This window comes from Pseudarthrobacter sp. RHLT3-21 (assembly GCF_059383495.1).
On sequence record NZ_JBWZCI010000013.1, the window covers coordinates 1 to 20,080 of the forward strand.

The window sequence follows — 20,080 nt, forward strand, 5'->3', positions numbered from 1 at the left end:
CTACGAATCCCGGCTCGCGACGTGGAACGAGTGGCAGCCGCTGTCCGTAGCCGCGCACGGCAGCCAGGGCTGATCCATGCACCACGACCATCAGGTTCCTCGGATCGTCGTTCGTTTCTGCTACAAACCAGCCAACTCTTTCCAAGGATTCCGTGCGGCCCCAATTTTTGTAGCGAAACCCAGTGCCGGTTTCTACGTACCGTTTCTTCCCCTGGTTGATGGGTATTGGTACATTTGCGCGAATGGGACATCTATTGGGCTACGCCCGGGTATCGACAGGGGACCAGGACGCGGCCCTGCAGCAGGACGCATTGAGGGCGGCCGGCTGCTACCGCATCTTCACCGACACGGCCTCCGGTTCCTTGCAGTCCCGCCCCGAACTGGCCAGGGTGCTGGATCAGTTGCGGCCCGGGGACACCCTGGTGGTGTGGCGGCTGGACCGCCTCGGCCGCTCCATCAGGCACCTGATCGACCAGATGGCTGTGCTGGAGGACCGCGGCATCGGGTTCCGGTCCCTGCAGGAAACCATTGACACCACCTCCTCCGGAGGTCGTTTGGTCTTCCATGTCTTCGCCGCCCTGGCGGAGTTCGAGCGGGATCTGATCCGTGAGCGGACCAACGCCGGGTTGGAGGCGGCCCGGGCCCGCGGCCGCACCGGCGGACGCCCCTCCCTGCTGACCAAGGAGAAACTCGACACCGCCCGGCGCCTGTACGCGCAAAAGGACATGACAGTGGCGAAGATTGGCGAAGTCCTCGGCGTCAGCCGCACCACCGTCTACCGGGCACTGCACCGCGAACCCACGGCCGCCCCACCGCCCCGGCGCAATCCGGCAGCCACCAAGACCACGGCGTAGCCATGGGTGCGGGCAGTGAATCGTCCACCGGCGATGCTGCCCTCACACCGGTGCACAAGGGCCCAGCGCGTTCGGCCGTTGTGCGCCAACACTTCGAGGACGGGATCCCCTTACAGAGGCTGGCCGCGAAGCACGCGCTGGGGGTGCGGACCCTGCAGCGCTGCTCGCGGCCTATAGGCGCGATGGCGCCGCCGGCCTTGATCCGGCGGTGCCGCCCCGCCGCGGCCGCCGTGCCCCGGCGGAACTCGTCGCGCTGATCGAAGGCCTGGCCCTGTTGGCGCCGCCGCCAACCGCGGCCTCCATCGCCTACAAGGCCAACAGGGTGGCGGCCGAGCACGGCTGGCCCGCCGTCTCCTACAGCACGGTCCGCTCGATCACGGCCGGCCTGGACCCTGGTACTGACGCGCCAGGGGTCCGCGGCCTATCGGGACAAGTATGAACTGGTGTGGCGGCGGGCCGAACGGCCCAAGGCGGTGTGGCAGGCAGACCACACCGAGCTGGACATCCTCATCCTGGACGCGAACCTGAAACCGGCCCGGCCCTGGTTGACCACCATCCTGGATGACCATTCCCGCGCCATCTGCGGGTACATGGTTTTTCTGGGCGCCCCGTCGGCCATGGATACGGCCCTGGCCCTGCGGCAGGGGATCTGGCCCAAGAAACGGGCCCAACTGGCCGATGTGCGGGATACCGGATGTCCTCTACGTCGACCTCGGATCGGACTTCACCAGTGACCACCTGGCCCAGACGGGCAAGGACCTGCACTTCGAGATCATCTCCTCGGCCGTCGCCCGGCCCCAGGGCCGGGGCAAGATCGAGCGGTTCTTCGGCACCGTCAATACCGAACTGCTTGCCGAACTGCCCGGGCACCTGGTCCGCGGACACCGGCCACCGGCGCCGGTGCTGATGATGCCGGAACTGGATGGGGCGTTCCGTCATTTCATCACCGATGTCTACCACCAGCGCGAACATCCGGAAACCAGGGCCACCCTCACCGGCCCTGGCTAGATGAGGGATGGCTGCCCCGGCTGCCGGCCTCGATGGATGAACTGAACCTGCTGCTGTTGACCGTGGCCAAACCCCGGGTCGTCCGCCGGGACGGCGTGCACTTCCAGGGGCTCCGATACGTCTCGCCCCTGCTGGCCGCCTACGTCGGTGAGCATGTCATCGTCCGCTCCGACCGCAGGACATTGCCGAGATCCGCGTCTTTTACAGAAACCAGTACATCTGCAAGGCCGTCTATCCCAACCACGAAACCTCCACCCTGAGCCTCAAGGACATCCAGGCCGCACGGGCGTCCCGCCGCCGGGAACTGCGCGGGCAGATCAACGAGCGCATCGCCGTCGTCGCCCGGCACCTGCCTGACCTGGCCTCCACCGCCCCGGCCACACCTGCAGCCCCGGCAGAACAAGTGAAGAAGGCCCAAAAACTGCGCACCTATCTGGAGGATGGCTTATGACACCACAAAGTTTCATAGCCACCAAGGAGCACCGGCGATTCGTCGAGTTCGCCGACGCCGTGCGCCGCCAGCACACCATCGGCATCTGCTTCGGCCAGGCCGGAATCGGCAAGACCCTCTCCGCCAGGCGCTACTCCGGCTGGGCTAAGGCCGAGAACCTCCTTGAACAATGGGGCCCGCGTGACGATTCCGATGCAAAGGTCCATGCCGCCCTGGCCAGGAAGCGCACCGTCTTCTACACCCCCAGCGTGCTCACGACCCCCAGACAGGTCAAGGAACTCGGGCTCCTCACCCAGCGCACGTCCATCTGCATCGACGAACACCTGATCACGACCGGCGCACGGAAGGGGCCCATCCAGGATAGAAAAAGAGAACGTTGAGCTGATCATCATCGACGAATCAGAACGGCTCAGCGCCACGGCACTGGAACTTCTCCGTGACAGGTACGACCGCACCAACATTGCCCTGGTCCTCATCGGCATTCCCGGCGTCGACAAGCCGTTCAGCCGCTACCCCCAGCTCTACAGCCGGGTCGGATTCGCTCACGAATACCGCCCACTCGGAAAGGAAGAGCTGGATTTCGCCCTGCAACGCCGATGGCACAAACTCGGGCACGACCTCAATCCGGACGACTTCACCGACGCCCCGGCGATCGCCGCCATCGCCCGGATCACCCGCGGCAACTTCCGTCTCATCGACAGGCTCTTCACCCAGGTCGAACGCATCATGAAGATCAACGAACTGGGCACTATCACCGACGACGTCATCGAAGCGGCCCGGTCCGCCCTCGTCATCGGCATCAGCTAAAACCGCCAAACGAACCTGCGAAAACGCCGCTAAACGAAGTTAACAGTCACAGCGGTGCGGGGGTCCTTCGCGTAGGAGCGCATCGCGACGCATCGTGGCGTGAAGGTCGCCCAGCGACCGCGGCGTCACCTATGCGTTGAAGCGGCGTCCCGAGGGACCCCGAAGCGAGCTTGCGAGCTTTGGGAAGGGACTTCCGCGCTAAGCGACGGCGGAGGGCCGCTGCGCTGCGGACGCAACCACGGAGCATCCAGCGTAGGTGACCACGGAGACCGCGACCGGACTAGGCCTCGGACTTCAGCTCGGGGTCTTTTTGGAGGCCGGTGAGGCCGTTCCAGGCGAGGTTGACCAGGTGCGCGGCCACGGTGTGTTTGTCGGGCTGCCGGCTGTCCTGCCACCACTGGCCGGTCATTGCCACCATGCCCACGAGCATCTGGGCGTACATGGCTCCGTCCTGGGCGCTGAAGCCGCGGCGGTGGAATTCGTCGGACAGGATGTGTTCCACACGGGCAGTGACCTGGGATAGCAGGGTGGAGAAGGCGCCTTCGGGCTGCGACGGCGGAGCGTCCCGCATCAGGATCCGGAAGCCCTCCGCCCGGTCCTCGATGTACGTGAGGAGGGCCAGTGCGGCGCGTTCCACCAGGACCCGTGGCTTGCCTTCTTCGGTCAGGGCCGCGGTGATCGCGTCCAGCAGGATGTGGAACTCGAAGTCCACCACCTGCGTGTACAGGCCTTCCTTGGAGCCGAAATGTTCGTAGATCACGGGCTTGGACACGCCGGCGCAGGCCGCGATTTCCTCAATGGTGGTCCCGTCGAGCCCGCGCGCGGCAAAAAGGCCACGGCCGACGTCGACCAGCTGGCTGCGCCGCTGCACGCCTGTCATCCGTGTCCGGGGTGGGTTGTTGCTCACATTTCCATCATGCCCTAGCGCCGCTGAAAGAGTTGGAACCGGTGACGGTGCAGGGGCCAGGATGCCGTGATTCCTGCCAATGTCGCGGGCTGCCCTGAAGCCATGGCAAAATAAATACTTGTGCCTTGGCCTTTGCGCCTGTGGCATGGTCCGCCCTGGTGTAATGGCAGCACCCCGGCCTTTGGAGCCGTGGAGTATAGGTTCGAATCCTATGGGCGGAACTGCTGTGCGATGACCGTCCAGTAGGATGAACTCGGTGCCCCGCCAGCGATTTGGCCGGGCAGGCACCGCGCCCAGCGCAACGCGCAACCAAGCAAGGAGAACCCGTACGTGATCCCCGAGACTACCGGCCCAGCCGCCGTCATTGTTCTGGCAGCAGGCGCCGGTACCCGGATGAAATCCCGTACCCCGAAGATCCTGCACGAAATCGGCGGCCGGTCCATGGTGGGCCACGCCCTCCTGGCAGCCCGCAGCATTAATCCCGCCCGGCTGGCCCTGGTGGTCCGCCACGAGCGGGATCTGGTGGCCCGCCACCTGAGCGAGTTGGACCCCGAAGCCCTGATCGTGGACCAGGACGATGTCCCCGGCACCGGCCGCGCCGTTGAGGTGGCCGTGCAAGCACTGGACGCACAGGAAAAACTCTCAGGCACCGTAGTGGTCACTTACGGCGATGTTCCGCTCCTGACCGGCAGCCTGTTGGCGGATCTGGTGGCCACGCACGAGCGGGAGGCCAATGCCGTCACCGTGCTCACCGCGCTGCTGGCTGACGCCACGGGCTACGGACGCATTCTCCGTGGTGATGACAGCTCTGTGACCGGCATCCGCGAGCACAAGGATGCAACGGAAGCCGAGCGCCTGATCCGCGAGGTCAATTCCGGGATCTACGCTTTCGACGCCGATGTCCTCCGTGACGCGCTGGTCCACATCACCACTGACAACTCGCAGGGCGAAAAGTACCTCACCGACGTACTGGGCCTCGCCCGGCAGTCGGGCGGCCGGGTTGCCGCCGTCGTCACCGAAGACCGCTGGCAGGTGGAGGGCGCCAACGACCGCGTGCAGCTCTCGGCCCTCGGCGCCGAACTGAACCGCCGCACCGTTGAAGCCTGGATGCGCGCCGGGGTCACCGTCGTTGACCCCGCCACGACCTGGATCGATTCCACCGTCACCCTGGACGAGGACGTCCGCATCCTGCCGAACACGCAGCTGCACGGAGCCACCATGGTGGCGAGGGACGCCGTCGTCGGCCCCGACTCCACCCTGACCGATGTCCATATCGGCGAGGGCGCCAAGGTGACCCGCACACACGGTTCCGGTGCCGTCATCGGTGCGGACGCCGCCGTCGGCCCCTTCACGTACCTTCGTCCCGGCACAGTGCTTGGCGACACCGGAAAGATCGGTGCGTTCTACGAAACCAAGAACGTCACGATTGGCCGCGGCTCCAAACTATCCCACCTCGGCTACGCCGGCGATGCCGAAATCGGCGAGGACACCAACATTGGCTGCGGCAACATCACGGCCAATTACGACGGCGAGAAGAAGCACCGCACGGTGATCGGCTCGGGCGTCCGGACAGGTTCCAATACGGTCTTTGTTGCACCGGTCACCGTGGGGGACGGTGCCTACAGCGGCGCCGGCGCGGTGATCCGCAAGGACGTCCCGGCCGGGGCGCTCGTCCTGTCCGTTGCAGCCCAGCGCAACGCCGAGGGCTGGGTTGTGGCCAACCGCCCCGGCTCACGCTCGGCCGAACTGGCGCAGGCGGCCGCCTCAGATTCCTCACATACCCCAGCATCGACAGAAGAGGACCAGCAATAATGAGCGAAATTACGGCACGCGGCGAGAAGAAGCTGGTGCTTGCCGCTGGGCGGGCGCACCCCGAACTGGCGCGGGAAATCGCCAAGGAGCTGGGTACCGAGCTGTTGCCCGTAGATGCCTACGACTTCGCCAACGGGGAGATTTACGTCCGCGCCGGCGAAAGCGTCCGGGGAACCGATGCGTTCGTCATCCAGGCCCACCCGGCCCCGCTGAACAACCACCTTATGGAACAGCTGATCATGATCGATTCGCTGAAGCGGGCCTCCGCCAAGCGCATCACCGTGGTGTCCCCGTTCTACCCGTACGCACGGCAGGACAAAAAGGGCCGCGGCCGCGAGCCGATTTCCGCCCGTCTGGTGGCGGACCTGTACAAGACCGCCGGTGCCGACCGCATCATGAGCGTTGACCTGCACACATCGCAGATCCAGGGCTTCTTCGACGGTCCCGTGGACCACCTCATGGCCATCCCCCTCCTGGCCGACTACATCCGCACACGCGTCGCCGCAGACAACGTCACCGTGGTGTCCCCGGACACTGGCCGGGTGCGCGTCGCGGAGCAGTGGGCCGAACGCCTGGGCGGGGCGCCGCTGGCGTTTGTGCACAAGAGCCGTGACCTCACCGTTCCCAACCAGGCCGTCTCCAAGACTGTTGTGGGCCAGATCGAGGGCCGGACCTGCGTCCTGATCGATGACATGATCGACACCGGCGGCACTATTTCCGGAGCGGTCCAGGTCCTGAAGAACGCCGGGGCGAAGGACGTCATCATCGCCGCGACGCACGCTGTCTTCTCCGAGCCCGCGGCACAGCGGCTGTCCGAGTCCGGCGCCCGCGAAGTGGTGGTCACCAATACATTGCCCCTCACTGCGAACCAGCAGTTCCCGCAGCTGACGGTGCTGTCCATCGCACCGCTGATCGCCCGCGCCATCCGCGAAGTGTTCGACGACGGTTCGGTCACCAGCCTGTTCGACGGCAACGCCTGATTCTTGAAGCCTTTGGTGGTTGAGTCTGATTCTGGTGGGGAGCGAAAACCCGCAGGCTCAACCACCGCAATCATGCTCAACCATCGCCGTTTTCAGTAATTGGGCCTGGCGCTGGTAAACTTTTGGACGATACCTTGGCGAGGGAGAGCATCCGGGCAACCGGACTGCAGGTCTCCGTTATCGACTCGGTCTGAATCTCCCTTCTGGAAGGGCCGCCTCACGGCCGCCCGGCGTTGAAGGTCGTAACAGACCTCCGCCCTTGCTGAACACCGTTTAGTCTTCCGAGGAGATACACATGTCTGAGCAGAAGCTCGCCGCAGAAGTACGCACCGAATTCGGCAAGGGCTTTGCCCGCCGCGCGCGCATGGTCAACCTGATCCCGGCCGTCATCTACGGACACGGCGCCGAGCCGATCCACATCACGCTTCCGGCCAAGGCCACCACGCTGGCAGTCCGCAAAGCCAACGCCCTGCTGTCCCTGGACGTCAACGGCGAAGAGCACCTGGCCCTGGTTAAGGACGTCCAGCGCGACCCCATCAAGCAGATCATCGAGCACATCGACCTGCTGACCGTCATCAAGGGCGAGAAGGTCACCGTGGACATCCCCGTTCACATCGTTGGCGAACTGGCTCCGGGCAGCGTCTTCAACCAGGAACTCACGGTTATCTCCCTTGAGGCCGAGGCAACCCACCTGCCGACCGCCATCGAGGTTGACATCGAAGGCCGCTCCGCCGGACAGCACATCCACGCTTCTGACCTGGTCCTGCCGAAGGGTTCGGTCCTGCTGGCCGACGCTGACGCGCTTGTTGTCCACATCTCCGAGGCCACTGAGGTCTCGGACGAAGAGGCGCAGGCTGACTCCGGAGCCGCAGCCGAGTAACAACGGCACAGTATTATTTTGTGGCCGGGCCCTGTCGGGGTCCGGCCACAGCCATGTCCGGACCACCTTAGGATTGAACAATGACTGACACCTGGCTGATCGTTGGCCTCGGAAACCCCGGGGCCGAATATAAGGGCAACCGGCACAACGTCGGCCAGATGGTCCTGGACGAACTCGCGGGCCGGATGGGCGGCAAGTTCAAAACCCACAAGGCCCGCGCCCAGGTGCTCGAAGGACGGCTGGGGATCGCCGGCCCCCGGGTGGTGTTGTCGAAGCCAATGAGCTACATGAACGTTTCCGGCGGCCCGGTGGCCGGCCTGGCAAACTTTTACCGCATTGATCCGGACCATGTTGTCGCCGTGCACGATGAGATTGATATCCCGTTCAACACCGTAAAGCTGAAATGCGGCGGCGGCGAAGGTGGCCACAACGGCCTCAGGGACATGTCCAAGGCGCTGGCAACCAAGGATTACCTGCGGGTACGGGTGGGTGTGGGACGCCCGCCAGGGCGGATGGACACCGCAGACTATGTCCTGCGCGATTTTGGCACTACAGAGCGCAAGGACCTTCCGTTTTTGCTCGATGAGGCGGCCGATGCCGTTGAGATGCTGGTCAGGGACGGACTGACTGCGGCCCAGCAGAAGTTCCATCCGGCCAGGTCAGACGTCTAGCAATAAAACTTAAAACCGCCTGTCCCTGTTTACCTGCGCGTGCCAAGGGGTAGTCTTCTTCGTAAGCGGGGGAGCGATGGGGCTAATCCCGCTTTAGTGGGATGTAGGGGACAAGTTCATGTCAATCGAGCCACTCAGCTGGGGACGTGGGTCACCGCTCAACGACGTTGAGTTGCGCACGGACACCGCAGGCGTTATAGAGCCACAGCGATGGTCCGTGCCTGCGCGGAGCGCCAACCTCGAAGCGGTCCGTACCGCTCTGACCAGCCTCGACTCCCTGGGAGTCGTCATCACCGGCGGCCGCGGCGTAGGCAAGTCATCCTTGGCCAGGACCGCCGTCTCTGAACTTGGCCCGGATATCTGGACGTTGCAGCTGCGCAGCGGCCCCTCGTCCGGCACAACGCCCTACGGTTGCCTGGCTTTCCTGCTGGCCCGGCTTCCCCAGGCATACATGGGTTCGCCCACAGCTATCCTTCGAGGCATTACCTCCCTCATCAAAAGCGATGCCGCGGGGCGCCAGTGTGTCATCACGCTGGACACCGCCGGCAGCATTGATGATATGAGCGCTGGTGTCCTGCTCAACATCCTCCTGACCGGGACAGCCCGAATGGTCGCCGTGGCACCCATGATCAGTGATCTTCCGGCCGACTTCCACTGGCTCCTCAACGACCGCCGGCTCACCGAGGTCCGGCTGGACAACCTCAATGAGCTGCAGACCCGCCAGGTGCTGCTTTCCCTGCTGGGCCACCGTGTTTCGGCCTCCCTGGTCAGCACCTTCCACACCATGGTGGGCGGCAACCCACTGCTCCTGAAAGCGCTTGTCACCGAGCAGCAGCATTCGGGGAACCTGGTTCTGTCCGACTCCGTCTGGACGCTTCGGGACAAGGTGGTTCTTGACGGCGCGGCCAGTCTTGACGACATCGTCCGGTCCCAGTGGACCCGGAAGTCTCCGCAGGAGCGGGATGTTATCGAAATGCTCTCCTGCGCCCGGAGCGTGGAACTGTCCAGGTTGACCGCCGTCTACGGTGCCGGCGTGGTGGCCGACATGGAGGATTCGGGCCTGCTGGAGATTGACGCATCGGATAACCGATGGGTTTCACTGCGTGAAAAGTACCTCGGCGACGTCGTCCGCACCTGGCTCAGCATCACTCGGCGAAGGGAGCTGCGGAGCCTGCTCCTGGGCGGCAAGGAACCTGACCCGGCCACCATGACGGTGGAAGAGCTGATGGCGTTCGGCGCCTGGACCCAGGAATGCGAGGCCGAGTTGAGTCCGGCCATGGCGCTGGCCGCCGCCGAAGCCGCAGTGCAGCTCTTTGACCCTCATTTTGCCCTCAAGTATGCCGAGACACTGAAACGGAATGATCCCCAGTGGGTGCCTGCCCAGCGGCAGAAGGCTGCGGCGCACCTGCTCATGGACCTCCCGGTGCAGGCCATGGCAGCACTGGACGATATTTCCCAGCCGCAGCTGGACAACCTGGACGTTGAGGAGTTCGCCCGGGTGGTTGCGGCCAAATCACGGGTCATGGTCTGGCTTCCCGAACACACCGCCCGGGTGCCGGAGCTGCTGCAGACGGCACGGGAGCGGCTTGGTGTGGGGCCAGGAATCGCGAAGGGCTGGCCGGAGCCGCTGGCTGCGGCGGCCAACCGGATCGGCCTGAGCGAATTCGAGTATCAGGCCTTTGTGGGCGACTACGCCTCCGCTTTGCCGGCAATGGAAGCCGCTGCGGACCCCGAGCAGAATCCGGACACCTGGTTCCGGATGAACTCGGCGGTGATCCTCATGAGCGCCCTGTCCATGACCGGGCGGGAAATGGACGCCCTGAGCCTGATGAGGCAGCTGGGCGGGCAGATCTCGGACGCCGCCGAGATCGTGGGGCTGCGTGAGAGGTTCGCCGGCCGGGCGTACAACGTGCTCCTGATGGCAGGGCAGTGGCGCCGGTGCATCGACCTCCTGGACCCGCCTTCCGCGCGCAACTCCCACCGGCTCCCTTACCGGAGCGCCGCCGCGGAGCTCTCGGCCGGCATCGCGTACGTGTACTCGGGCCGGGGTGCCGTGGCCCTTGACTCGCTGCTCTCGGCCGCTGCACAGCTGGAGTTGCGGCCCGTCCAGAGCATGCTCCGTGCCGCCTACGCTGCCATCGCTTTCGCATATGCGCAGATCGGCAATGCGGGGCAGTCCCGGAAGTATCTTGACAGGCTGCAGCGGACAGCGGGTGCCGCCGACCATGCGACCCGGAGCAGCACTGAGTTCTGTGCTGATATGGCCGCCCGTTGGCTGGGGGACAGTGACGCAGCAACCCGACTGAAGCAGTCTGCCCGCCGCGACATCGCGGCGGGCAGGTTCACCCTTGCCGGGATCAGCCTGCTCGGAGCCACGGTCAACGGCACGGAGGCTGACTTCCGGCTGATGGAACAAGTGGCCGCGCACAGACAGGGCCCCTTGGCGGAAATTTCGCGGCTGATCGCCGTGGGCAGCCGGACGCGCGACGCCAAAACGTTGCTTGCCGGCGCAGAGCTGGCAGCTACCCTGGAACTGGATGCCGTTGAGGCCCGTTGCATGGCGCTGGCCGTTGACTATGCCCGGCAGGCCGGTGACTCGGTCTCAGCCAGGACTGCACAGGCCCGGCTGGACATCCTGGCAGCAACCGTGGCAAGCCTGCCGATCATACCGAGCAGCGGCAGCCCGCTCCTGACCGCCAGGGAGAGGCAGATCGCGCGGCTGGCCGGCCGGGGCGCGTCCAACCGTGACATCGCCGTGGAGATGGGCGTGTCCGTGCGCACTGTGGAAGGCCACCTTTACCAGGTCTTTACCAAGCTCGGAGTTACGTCCAGGGGTGATCTGACTGGACTCGTCTAACGGCCACGCAGCCAAACCGGGAATGCCGTATCGATTGCTCACGGGCCGGCGTGAACCGCTGGAGCGGATCTGCAACATCATCCGCAGCCGCACTAGCCAGGCAGTGTTCCTCATGGCGGGTCCAGGCATCGGGAAGTCAACGCTGACCGAGGCCATCACCGAGCGGCTTGCACAAGAGATGATCATTGTTCAGATCCATGGAAGTTCGTCGCTATCCGGCGTTCCCTTTGGAGTCCTGGCGCCTTACACGGCGGAGCTGACGGCAGAGGACTCCGTGTCCCCGGTGGCTGTTCTGCGGTCCGTGTGGAGGTACTTTGAGAAGCTGAAAGCCGGCAAGGATACGCCGTTGCTTCTGATGATGGATGACGCCCATCACCTGGACGAGGCAACGGCCGGCATTGTGGCCGACATGATCTCCGCCGGCTGGGCCACTGTGCTTGCTGCCGGCAGGCCGCGGCCCGGGCTGCCGCAGCCACTCGCGCAGCTCTGGTATGACGGCCTCGCTGACCGTGTGGATCTGCGTCCCATGAACCGGGAGCAGATCGAGGAAGTCCTCTCCCATGCACTTGATGGAACAGTCCCGTCCGGAACCATTGACACTATCTGGAGCGCCTCTGGCGGAAATCCGCGGATTCTTGATGCCTTGCTGCACGATGCCGCAGAGCGGGGCGAACTCGCAAAGCGGAACGGGATCTGGATGTTGCTGGGCCCCTTGCCTGCCGACGGACCCAGGCTCACCGAGGTAGTGGTGAAGGACATGCTCCGCCGCAGCCCGGAGGAGCAAGAAGTCCTGAAACTTGTCGCCCTCGCCGGGCCCGTGAGCCGGAAGGTGATCGAGGATATCTTTGGCGCCGAAGTGGTGCGAACGCTGCTGGACCAGCAGATGATGGTCGAAGGTTCCGGCATTCCAGTCGATCTCCGGATCTGGAACTCCGTGTTCGGCGAGGCGCTCCGCACCAGTATCTCGGTTTCCCGGAGCCTGCAGCTGCATGAAAAGATCCAGGATCAGCTGGGAACCGCTCCCGAAGGGTCCGAAAGCAGAATGAGGGCCGTGGAATGGGCCCTCGAATGTGGATTGAAAGTATCCGATCCCGAGCTACTCGAGGCGGCCGGCACCGCGTTGGTCCACTCCCGGAACCGGAGCAGCCGGATAATGGCGGCGAAAGTCGCGGACCCGGGCCTCATGCCGCAGGCACAGGCTATCCAGGCAAGGGCCTTATTCAATGAAGGCGACTTCGTGGGTGCGGCCAAGCTCCTGGACGGATGTTGGCTGCAGCTGGGAAACGGCGCCTGGGCTGTTCCCGTCCTTATGCTCAGGGCCATGGCACACCAGGCTCTGGGGACACCGCTGGCAGCATTCGCAGCCGATTCCCGCGAAGCGCTCCAGAGTGCCGGCGCCATGGCTGGTTCGGATGCTGTGCCGTCGGATTCCCAAGAGACACGCGATACTCCTGCCAGGCTCTGGCAGGAGTGCTTGCTTCGCCTGTTGGAACTTGGCGAAGCCGGCAACCACCAGGCCTTGGAGGCCGAGGTCCAGGAACTTCGGAGCAGCCGCACCGGCGATGCCACGGAGGACGCCCTGTGTGCTGTGGGACTCGCGCTGCTGGCCCATTCGCTCGCCTCGGCCGGCCGTTCCGTCCAAGGGCTGGACACCGCATTGCTTGCCGCCTCGGAACTTTCCTCACTGCAGGGCGGCGTGTTCTTCTTCAATGAATTTGTCCTTGGCCGCCTCGTGGCAGATTACCTGGCCATGGGGGAGTGGGACTCGGCGGAACGGGAATTGGCGAACTACGCCGCCGGCCAGCCGCGGGGTGTCGCATATTTCGGCGGTAGCCTCGAGGTACTCCGTGGCTACTCGCTGCTGCGGCAGGGGCGGATGGAACGCGCGTACCAAACGCTATTGCCGGCTGTGGAGACTTTGAGGCTCAACGATCCGCTGCAGCTGTTCCGGTTTGGTTCCGGGCTGGCGTTTTATGTGGCGGCGAGGCTCGGTGACGCCGCGCAGGCCAGCCGGCTTGAGCTGGATTATAAGGATTCGCCGCTGGGCTCCACCGGCTACGGCATCCTTGCAACGGCGTACGCCGCAGCAGCATCAGAGTATGTGGCGCATGACGGAAAAGGCCTGGCGTCACTCCACACGCTGGCCACCACGCCCGAGGTGACCTCCCGGGCCGGGACACTTCTGGAACTTTTGGCTCTCTGCTGGGACCTGGGCGACCATTCGGTGATCCCTTTGGTCCACTCCCTGGCGGGGAGCGTTGAAGGCCGCTGGGCCGCGGCAATGCTCGCCCTTGCGGGGCATTGGGAGTCCGGGGACGCCGATTCCATCATGGATACAGCGGCCATGCTTGAAGGCGCGGGATTCGTAAACCTTGCCCGGGAAGCCTACGCGCGGTCGAGCACCGTCCTTGAGAGCTCCGGTGAGCGCCGGCGGGCCCGTCAGGCGGTAGCCCTACGGGAGAAGTGTGACCACGAACTGGGAGAGCGGTTCCGGGAAGGCCACTTCATCGCCGCAGCACCCAGCGTGCACCTCACGCGCCGGGAACAGGACATTGTAGAGCTCGCTGTGCAGGGTCTCACCGACAGGGAGATCGCACAAAAGCTCATGGTGTCGGTGCGTACCGTGGAGGGCCACCTTTACCGCACGTACGTCAAACTCGGCGTGCGGAGCCGCGACGAACTGGCGTCAGCCCTTCCGCACTAGGCCTGCGTGCCGAAGCGCCTGCGTGCCGAAGCGCCTGCGTGCGGAAGCGCCTGCGTGCGGAAGCGCCTGCGTGCGGAAGCGCCTGCGTGCGGAAGCGCCTGCGTGCGGAAGCGCCTGCGTGCGGACGCCGTGCGTCCGGGACCTGCGTACGGACGTTCAGATGCGCGTAGCCGCGGGGCGTAACCCGTAGCCCAGGCGCAAAAAAGTAGAGTACTGCCTACTCGTGTGCGGGGCTTCCGAGTGCGGTTGACTTAGTGCGGCAGGAAAACCCGGAGTCACAGGAACCGCGGACCGGCCAACAGACTTTTAGGCCTCTTTTTGACGCAAGCTTCCGGCCCTTGGGGCTGGATCGAAACGGGGTCGGCGACGTCGGAGTCTTCTGAGACCGAGACTCTCCCCCCAGCCGTCGCCGGCCCTCACTTCCGCGGGCTGAAGCCCGGAGCTGCTGTGGCGGTTGCCCATCGGGACGCCGCCACAGTGGTGTTGTGGGACAATTGAGTGTCAATCCATTGGCATCTCAAGGAGTTAGCTTTGGCCCTAGTATCAACGCCTGCCACGCTGGAACGCGCAGTGCCGGCCATGGATAACGCCGAAGTCCTCAGGATTCGAAACGACTTCCCCGTACTTGGCCAGCTGGTCAACGGCCAGCCCCTGGTGTACCTCGATTCGGGCGCCACCTCGCAAAACCCGCTAAGCGTCATCGAAGCTGAGCAGGAGTTTTACGAACAGCGCAACGCTGCCGTGCACCGCGGTGCCCACTACCTCGCCGTGGAAGCAACAGAAGTCTTCGAAGATGCCCGCCAGACCATCGCGGACTTCATCGGTGCCGACTACGCGGAAACGGTGTGGACCTCCAACGCCACCGAAGGCCTGAACCTGGTCAGCTACGCGCTGTCCAACGCCTCGCTGTGGGCGGCGCAGGGGCGCGGTGACGCCCGGCTGAAAGACCTCGCGGTGGGCCCGGGTGACCAGATCGTGGTGACCGAAATGGAGCACCACGCCAACCTGATCCCCTGGCAGGAACTGGCGTTCCGCACCGGCGCCACGTTGCGCTATATCCCCACCGACGACGCCGGTGCCCTGCGGATGGACATTGCGGCCGAGATCCTGGGACGAAAAACCAAGGTCCTCGCCTTCACCCACGCCTCCAACGTGCTGGGCACGATTAATCCCGTGCAGGAACTGGTCGCGCTGGGGCGGCAAGCCGGCGCCCTGGTGGTCCTGGACGCCTGCCAGTCCGCGCCGCACCTGCCGTTGAACGTCAAGGAGCTGGACGTCGACTTCGCCGTTTTCTCCGGCCACAAGATGCTGGCGCCTACCGGAATCGGTGTCCTCTACGGCAAGCAGGACATCCTGGACGTGCTGCCGCCGTTCCTCACCGGCGGCTCCATGATCACCACCGTGACCATGGAACGGGCCGAGTACCTGCCCGCGCCGCAGCGCTTCGAGGCCGGCACCCAGCGGATTTCGCAGGCCGTTGCCCTGGCTGCTGCAGCCAACTACCTCACGGAAACGGGCCTGGACCGCGTGCACCGCTGGGAATCCGAGCTCGGCCAGCGGATGGTGGCCGGGCTGGAGTCCATTCCCGGCATCCGCGTCCTGGGGCCCTCCGCAGGACAGGAGCGGATCGGCCTTGCCGCGTTCGCCGTTGACGGTGTCCACGCGCACGACGTCGGGCAGTTCCTGGATTCCCGGGGCATCGCCGTCCGTGTGGGTCACCATTGCGCCCAGCCGCTGCATCGCCGCCTAGGCCTGACCGCAACCACCAGGGCAAGCGCCTACCTGTACAACACCACCGACGACATCGACGCCTTCCTGGAAGCCGTCGCCGGAGTCCGGTCCTACTTCCGCGTGTAGCGGGATCATCGAAGGTAACCCACCATGAGCCTTGACCAGCTGTATCAGCAGATCATCCTTGACCATTCCAAGGCCCGCCACGGCAGTGGACTGGCGGGCGTCGCCGCGCCGGCGGGGGCGTCCACTGGCCTGTCCCACCAGCTCAACCCGGTCTGCGGCGACGAAGTCACGCTGCGGGTGGCGGTGGCAGACGGCAAGGTGGCCCAGATTTCCTGGGACGGCGAAGGTTGCTCCATCTCGATGGCATCGGCGTCGGTCCTCAGCGAGCTCGCGGAGGGAATGACCGTGGACGAACTCCACGCCGTCATTGGCAACTTCCGCGAAGTGCTCCGCTCGCGTGGGAAGATCCACGCCGATCCCGAGATCCTGGGCGACGCCGCGGCTTTCGAGGGTGTGGCCCGCTACGCCGCGCGCGTCAAATGCGCCATGATTTCCTGGGTGGCCGCCGAGGACGCCCTGAACCAGGCTGCCTGAGTCTTTCCGGGTTCAGGTCAGCCCCGGTGCTCGAAAACATCAGGGACGCCGTCGCCGTCAGCATCACGCCGTTCCGCCTCTTCCACGGTGCGGTAATGCCGGTTCCGCAGCCGGAGCACCACAGCGGCGAGCAGGGCGGCAACCAGTGATCCGGTGAGGATGGCTACCTTCGCGTGGTCATCGTGGGCGGAGCCCGCACCGAAGCTCAGCTCGGCGATCAGCAGCGACACCGTGAAGCCCACCCCGGCCAACAGCGCCAGGCCCGCAACATCGATCCAGGCGAGGCCGTCGTCGAGCTTTGCCCTGGTGGTCTTAGTAATCAGGTAGGTGGTGCCGAACACGCCAATCGTCTTGCCGGCCACCAAAGCAGCCACAATTCCCACAGCCACCGGATCCGCCAGTGCCGACCGGAAGCCGTCGAGGCCGCCCACGGCAACTCCGGCGGAAAAGAAGGCGAAGACCGGGACGGCGAAGCCTGCCGAAAGCGGGCGGAGCCGGTGTTCCAGGGCCTCAGCCATGCCGGTACCAGTCTCACCGCGTTTCCGCGATGCCAGGACCGGGACGGCGAACGCGAGCAGCACACCGGCCACCGTGGCGTGGATACCGGAAGCGTGCACGAGTCCCCAGGTGGCGGCGGCCAGCGGCAGTAACAGGTACCAGCTACGGACCCTCCGCTGGGCCAGCAGGGTAAACAGCCCCAGCGGGACCAACGCCGCCAAGAGGAACAGCGGCTGCAGTCCGGAAGAGTAGAAGAAAGCGATGATGCCGATGGCCAGCAGGTCATCCACTACGGCCAAGGTCAGCAGGAACGTCCGGAGGGCCGCAGGCAGGTGGGTGTTGATGACGGCCAAGACGGCCAAGGCAAAGGCAATATCGGTGGCCGTGGGAATTGCCCAGCCCCGCAGGCTCTCAGCGCTCTGGCCCAGGTTCAGCAGTGTGTAGATCAGGGCCGGAACCGCAACCCCTCCCACGGCCGCCGCCACCGGAACCACCGCCTTTGACACCTTGCGGAGCTCACCTGAGACAAACTCCCGCTTGAGTTCCAGACCGGCCAGGAAGAAGAAGATGGCCAGGAGGCCGTCCGACGCCCAATGCCCCAGGGAGAGCTGGAGGTGCCAGGGCTCGTAGCCGATTTTCAGGTCCCGCAGCGCGAAGTAGCCCTCAGCCGCCGACGAGTTGGCCCAGAGGAGTGCCGCGGCGGTGGCCAACAACAGGAGGGCGCCGCCGGCTGTTTCCAGCCTGAGGATCTCTGAGATCCGCAGGAATTCAGGGTAGCTTGAGCGGCTGAGGACCTTTGCAGCGAAGGTTGGGCGGGAAGGGCGCTTGGCCATGGGTGGCTCCTGGAATTAAGGGGTCGGCAAAACTATTGCCGACCAGACTTCCCGGCGCACCTGTAACCAGCCTACCCGAGCAGGCCCAAAACCCCGATCACGGCGGTGGCAGCTCCCAGCACCATGGAGATGCTGACCAGCACCACGTGGACGGTGAGGAACTTTGTGGCTTTACCGGCGGCGTCCCGCGCACGGGGGTCCTTCATCACCCGGCGCAGGAACTGCGGCCAGACCACCAGGGACCAGACGCCGGCAATGATCAGCAGGCAGCCCGCAAACAGGGGGAACTGCATGGCCTAGTGGCTTTCGAGCCAGGCCTGGGCCTGCTGGGACTGGATGTTCAGGGCCTTGGACACCATGGGCTCGGCCGCCTCGGCGATCTTGCCGCCCAGGAAAGGGACGGAGGACGTGACGTTGCCTTCGAGTTCAATGCGCGTGCTGCCGCCTTCCGCGACGAGCCGCTGGACCGCGGTCACATCAAGGGGGGCGCCGGCGATCTTCAGCGTGATATTGCTCTGGCGGGAACCGTCGGCCGCGGGGGCCTCCCAGTTTTCCACCTGCGTCACGGTGAGCTTTTCGCCCACGAACTTCCGGGCGATCTCCGGGAGCCGGGTGGTGGGCAGGGTGCGGACCGAGGTGGTGCTGAATGCTCCGTCAACGTCTCCGGCCACTTCGAAGGACTCCAGGGTGCCGCCAACGAACTGGCTGGTATGCCGCTGGAAGTCCTCGTTGATAAATACGGCCGCGACGCTGCCGACGGCATGCGGAAGGGTGGTGGTTGCACTCAGTGCCATGGGTCCTCCAGTGATGTGTAGGTCAGAACGCTTTTTGCTCCCCACATCCTACGGGGAGCCGTGCGTGTTGTTGGAACCGGCTTCCGCGCTGTCGGCGCTGGCGATCTTCTGCGCCGCCGTTGTGATGTTCCGTGCCATCGCCGGAAAAATGAGGCTGTGGAACGGCAGTACCGCCAGCCAGTAGAGCTTTCCGCTGAGGCCCTTGGGGAAAAAAATGGCTCGCTGCCGGTAGCGGCTGCCCGTACCGTCAGGTTCTACGGACAGCTCAAGCCAGGCACGTCCGGGGGCACGCATCTCCGCGCGGAGGCGCAACAGTTTTCCGCGCTCTATCCGCTCCACACGCCACCAGTCCACCACTTCGCCTGAGCCCAGGGTGCCGGGGTGCCGGCGTCCCCGCAGCAGGCCCGCGCCGCCGGTGAGCTTGTCCAGCCAGCCACGCACGCGCCATGCCAGCGGCAGCGAATACCAGCCGTTCCGGCCGCCGATCCCTTCGATGATGGTCCACACGTGGGCAGGATCAACATCCCCGTGGAAGGTCCGCTCATCCACGTAGACCGTGTGGCCTGCCCAGTCCGGATCGCTGGGCAGCGGATCGGCGTCTGCCCCGGCATTTGACCACGTGGTTTCCACCTGGCCGTCACGCTCCTTGCCCAGGGCGAGGGCAACGGCCCTCCGGTACGGAGTCAGGCCGCCCGCAGGCACAGGGATATGGGCGTCGATATCGTGCTCGCGGGACACAGCATCGTGCTGCAGCGACTCGACGAGCGGCAGGGACATGGACAGCGGGATGGGCGTGGTCAGGGCCACCCACACGCCGGCGAGTTTCGGGGCGGGAATGGGCAAAGCCAGAACCACCCGGTACGGCAGCCCGGCCTCGGCGGCGTATTCCTTCATCATGCCCGCGTAGCTCAGGACCTGCCGGCAGCCGATGTCGAAAGTGCGGTTGACCGGCCCGTCCATGGCTGCGGCGCCCACAAGGTAGTGCAGCACGTCCCGGACGGCGATCGCCTCGATCTTGTTGCGCACCCAGCTCGGGGCCGGCATCAGCGGAAGGGTTTCGGACAGGTGGCGGATCATTTCGAAGGACGCGGACCCGGAACCGATCACCACACCGGCCTGGAACACCACCGCGTCCACCCCGCTGTCCAGGAAGATCTTTCCCACGGCCTCCCGGGAGCGCATGTGCGTGGACAGCTCCACGTTGGCCGGGTGCAGGCCGCCAAGGTAGACGATCCTGCCTACGCCGGCGGCGGCAGCGGCTGTGGCGGCCGTTTCCGCCATGGCCTTTTCCTTGGACTCGAAGCCGGCGCCGGAAGCCATGGAGTGGACGAGGTAGTAGAGCACGTCGACGCCGGCCAGTGCCTGGTGCAGGGCGGCGCCGTCGTCGAGGCTGCTCTGGATCACCTCAACCCTGCCCAGCCACGGCACGCCGGCGATCTTTGCCGGCGTCCTGACCAGGACCTTTACGGTGTGCCCGGCCTCCAGCAGCCGGGGGACCAGACGGCCGCCGATGTAGCCGGTGGCGCCGGTCACCAGGACGGTTCGCTCCGTCCCCGCGGCCACCGTGTTGGGAGTGTCGCTCGGACTATTGCTATCGCTCACTGAAGGCTCCTCAGGAAGGGCGGGCGGATGCGCCCAACAGGCGCGCCTTTCTCAGCAAGCTTAGCAACGGGGTGCCCGGCGGGCCCCGGGG

General features: G+C 65.3%; 20 protein-coding genes and 1 tRNA gene. 16 read left to right on the forward strand and 5 right to left on the reverse strand.

The genetic code is table 11. The features are described 5' to 3' along the window. Positions 1 to 242: 242 nt before the first annotated feature. The 7 genes from AC50YA_RS14385 (at position 243) to AC50YA_RS14415 (ending at position 3,120) form a co-directional block, all read left to right on the forward strand. Complete coding sequence (locus tag AC50YA_RS14385; RefSeq protein ID WP_494982944.1) at positions 243 to 854, forward strand: recombinase family protein; 612 nt, start codon at positions 243 to 245, stop codon at positions 852 to 854. 208 nt (positions 855 to 1,062) lie between these two features. Beyond that, positions 1,063 to 1,293 (forward strand): hypothetical protein, encoded by a 231-nt coding sequence (locus tag AC50YA_RS14390; RefSeq protein ID WP_494982945.1) that lies wholly within the window; start codon positions 1,063 to 1,065, stop codon positions 1,291 to 1,293. 4 nt (positions 1,294 to 1,297) lie between these two features. Then, complete coding sequence (locus AC50YA_RS14395) at positions 1,298 to 1,588, forward strand: TnsB C-terminal domain-containing protein (RefSeq protein WP_494982946.1); 291 nt, start codon at positions 1,298 to 1,300, stop codon at positions 1,586 to 1,588. Further along, positions 1,533 to 1,862 (forward strand): TnsB C-terminal domain-containing protein, encoded by a 330-nt coding sequence (locus tag AC50YA_RS14400; protein ID WP_494982947.1) that lies wholly within the window; start codon positions 1,533 to 1,535, stop codon positions 1,860 to 1,862. Before AC50YA_RS14395 ends, AC50YA_RS14400 begins: the two co-directional genes overlap by 56 nt. 32 nt (positions 1,863 to 1,894) lie before the next feature. Next, positions 1,895 to 2,122 carry a Mu transposase C-terminal domain-containing protein gene (locus AC50YA_RS14405; RefSeq protein WP_494982948.1) on the forward strand — a complete coding sequence of 76 codons (228 nt, stop codon included), beginning with the start codon at positions 1,895 to 1,897 and terminating at the stop codon, positions 2,120 to 2,122. A gap of 187 nt (positions 2,123 to 2,309) precedes the next feature. Next, positions 2,310 to 2,693 (forward strand): AAA family ATPase, encoded by a 384-nt coding sequence (locus tag AC50YA_RS14410; protein WP_494982949.1) that lies wholly within the window; start codon positions 2,310 to 2,312, stop codon positions 2,691 to 2,693. 43 nt (positions 2,694 to 2,736) lie between these two features. After that, positions 2,737 to 3,120, forward strand: a complete 384-nt coding sequence (locus AC50YA_RS14415; RefSeq protein ID WP_494983017.1) for a TniB family NTP-binding protein — start codon at positions 2,737 to 2,739, stop codon at positions 3,118 to 3,120. Between the two features lie 280 nt (positions 3,121 to 3,400). On the opposite strand, the gene AC50YA_RS14420 is transcribed toward AC50YA_RS14415, so the two are convergent. After that, positions 3,401 to 4,027, reverse strand: a complete 627-nt coding sequence (locus AC50YA_RS14420; RefSeq protein WP_494982950.1) for a TetR/AcrR family transcriptional regulator — start codon at positions 4,025 to 4,027, stop codon at positions 3,401 to 3,403. 149 nt (positions 4,028 to 4,176) lie between these two features. On the opposite strand from AC50YA_RS14420, the gene AC50YA_RS14425 reads away from it, so the two are divergent. The 9 genes from AC50YA_RS14425 to sufU all read left to right on the forward strand — a co-directional run bounded on the left by AC50YA_RS14425 (position 4,177) and on the right by sufU (position 16,262). Next, a tRNA-Gln gene (locus AC50YA_RS14425) sits at positions 4,177 to 4,248 on the forward strand. 109 nt (positions 4,249 to 4,357) lie between these two features. Continuing rightward, positions 4,358 to 5,839 carry a bifunctional UDP-N-acetylglucosamine diphosphorylase/glucosamine-1-phosphate N-acetyltransferase GlmU gene (glmU, locus tag AC50YA_RS14430; protein WP_494982951.1) on the forward strand — a complete coding sequence of 494 codons (1,482 nt, stop codon included), beginning with the start codon at positions 4,358 to 4,360 and terminating at the stop codon, positions 5,837 to 5,839. Beyond that, a complete protein-coding gene (locus AC50YA_RS14435; protein WP_056348072.1) occupies positions 5,839 to 6,819 on the forward strand; it encodes a ribose-phosphate diphosphokinase in 981 nt (326 codons plus the stop codon). The genes glmU and AC50YA_RS14435 overlap by 1 nt, the downstream gene beginning before the upstream one ends. A gap of 295 nt (positions 6,820 to 7,114) precedes the next feature. Beyond that, complete coding sequence (locus AC50YA_RS14440) at positions 7,115 to 7,699, forward strand: 50S ribosomal protein L25/general stress protein Ctc (RefSeq protein WP_494982952.1); 585 nt, start codon at positions 7,115 to 7,117, stop codon at positions 7,697 to 7,699. Between the two features lie 80 nt (positions 7,700 to 7,779). Beyond that, positions 7,780 to 8,370, forward strand: a complete 591-nt coding sequence (gene pth / locus AC50YA_RS14445; RefSeq protein WP_494982953.1) for an aminoacyl-tRNA hydrolase — start codon at positions 7,780 to 7,782, stop codon at positions 8,368 to 8,370. A 118-nt stretch (positions 8,371 to 8,488) separates the two neighbouring features. Beyond that, a complete protein-coding gene (locus AC50YA_RS14450; protein WP_494982954.1) occupies positions 8,489 to 11,227 on the forward strand; it encodes a LuxR C-terminal-related transcriptional regulator in 2,739 nt (912 codons plus the stop codon). 22 nt (positions 11,228 to 11,249) lie between these two features. Beyond that, entirely contained in the window at positions 11,250 to 13,931 is a 2,682-nt protein-coding gene (locus AC50YA_RS14455) for a helix-turn-helix transcriptional regulator (protein WP_494982955.1), read from the forward strand. 531 nt (positions 13,932 to 14,462) lie between these two features. Further along, positions 14,463 to 15,788, forward strand: a complete 1,326-nt coding sequence (locus AC50YA_RS14460) for a SufS family cysteine desulfurase (RefSeq protein WP_494982956.1) — start codon at positions 14,463 to 14,465, stop codon at positions 15,786 to 15,788. Positions 15,789 to 15,812: 24 nt separating this feature from the next. After that, positions 15,813 to 16,262, forward strand: a complete 450-nt coding sequence (sufU, locus tag AC50YA_RS14465; protein ID WP_494982957.1) for a Fe-S cluster assembly sulfur transfer protein SufU — start codon at positions 15,813 to 15,815, stop codon at positions 16,260 to 16,262. A 17-nt stretch (positions 16,263 to 16,279) separates the two neighbouring features. On the opposite strand, the gene nhaA is transcribed toward sufU, so the two are convergent. The 4 genes from nhaA to AC50YA_RS14485 all read right to left on the reverse strand — a co-directional run bounded on the left by nhaA (position 16,280) and on the right by AC50YA_RS14485 (position 19,989). Beyond that, positions 16,280 to 17,593: a Na+/H+ antiporter NhaA gene (nhaA, locus tag AC50YA_RS14470; RefSeq protein ID WP_494982958.1), complete on the reverse strand. Its 1,314-nt coding sequence runs from the start codon at positions 17,591 to 17,593 to the stop codon at positions 16,280 to 16,282. A gap of 71 nt (positions 17,594 to 17,664) precedes the next feature. Then, the gene (locus AC50YA_RS14475) at positions 17,665 to 17,886 is read right to left on the reverse strand and encodes an SCO4848 family membrane protein (RefSeq protein ID WP_494982959.1); all 222 of its coding nucleotides are present in this window, start codon (positions 17,884 to 17,886) and stop codon (positions 17,665 to 17,667) included. Between the two features lie 3 nt (positions 17,887 to 17,889). Continuing rightward, positions 17,890 to 18,387, reverse strand: a complete 498-nt coding sequence (locus tag AC50YA_RS14480) for a DUF2505 domain-containing protein (protein WP_185262984.1) — start codon at positions 18,385 to 18,387, stop codon at positions 17,890 to 17,892. A 48-nt stretch (positions 18,388 to 18,435) separates the two neighbouring features. Beyond that, complete coding sequence (locus AC50YA_RS14485) at positions 18,436 to 19,989, reverse strand: SDR family oxidoreductase (protein ID WP_494982960.1); 1,554 nt, start codon at positions 19,987 to 19,989, stop codon at positions 18,436 to 18,438. Positions 19,990 to 20,080: the final 91 nt, after the last annotated feature.

Bases quoted from the DNA above. Each gene is read 5' to 3' on its own strand.
- AC50YA_RS14385 (WP_494982944.1), top strand. From the start codon at position 243: ATGGGACATCTATTGGGCTACGCCCGGGTATCGACAGGGGACCAGGAC.
- AC50YA_RS14400 (WP_494982947.1), top strand. From the start codon at position 1,533: ATGTGCGGGATACCGGATGTCCTCTACGTCGACCTCGGATCGGACTTC.
- AC50YA_RS14405 (WP_494982948.1), top strand. From the start codon at position 1,895: ATGGATGAACTGAACCTGCTGCTGTTGACCGTGGCCAAACCCCGGGTC.
- AC50YA_RS14410 (WP_494982949.1), top strand. From the start codon at position 2,310: ATGACACCACAAAGTTTCATAGCCACCAAGGAGCACCGGCGATTCGTC.
- AC50YA_RS14435 (WP_056348072.1), top strand. From the start codon at position 5,839: ATGAGCGAAATTACGGCACGCGGCGAGAAGAAGCTGGTGCTTGCCGCT.
- AC50YA_RS14440 (WP_494982952.1), top strand. From the start codon at position 7,115: ATGTCTGAGCAGAAGCTCGCCGCAGAAGTACGCACCGAATTCGGCAAG.
- pth (WP_494982953.1), top strand. From the start codon at position 7,780: ATGACTGACACCTGGCTGATCGTTGGCCTCGGAAACCCCGGGGCCGAA.
- AC50YA_RS14450 (WP_494982954.1), top strand. From the start codon at position 8,489: ATGTCAATCGAGCCACTCAGCTGGGGACGTGGGTCACCGCTCAACGAC.
- AC50YA_RS14455 (WP_494982955.1), top strand. From the start codon at position 11,250: ATGCCGTATCGATTGCTCACGGGCCGGCGTGAACCGCTGGAGCGGATC.
- sufU (WP_494982957.1), top strand. From the start codon at position 15,813: ATGAGCCTTGACCAGCTGTATCAGCAGATCATCCTTGACCATTCCAAG.
- nhaA (WP_494982958.1), bottom strand. From the start codon at position 17,593: ATGGCCAAGCGCCCTTCCCGCCCAACCTTCGCTGCAAAGGTCCTCAGC.
- AC50YA_RS14475 (WP_494982959.1), bottom strand. From the start codon at position 17,886: ATGCAGTTCCCCCTGTTTGCGGGCTGCCTGCTGATCATTGCCGGCGTC.
- AC50YA_RS14480 (WP_185262984.1), bottom strand. From the start codon at position 18,387: ATGGCACTGAGTGCAACCACCACCCTTCCGCATGCCGTCGGCAGCGTC.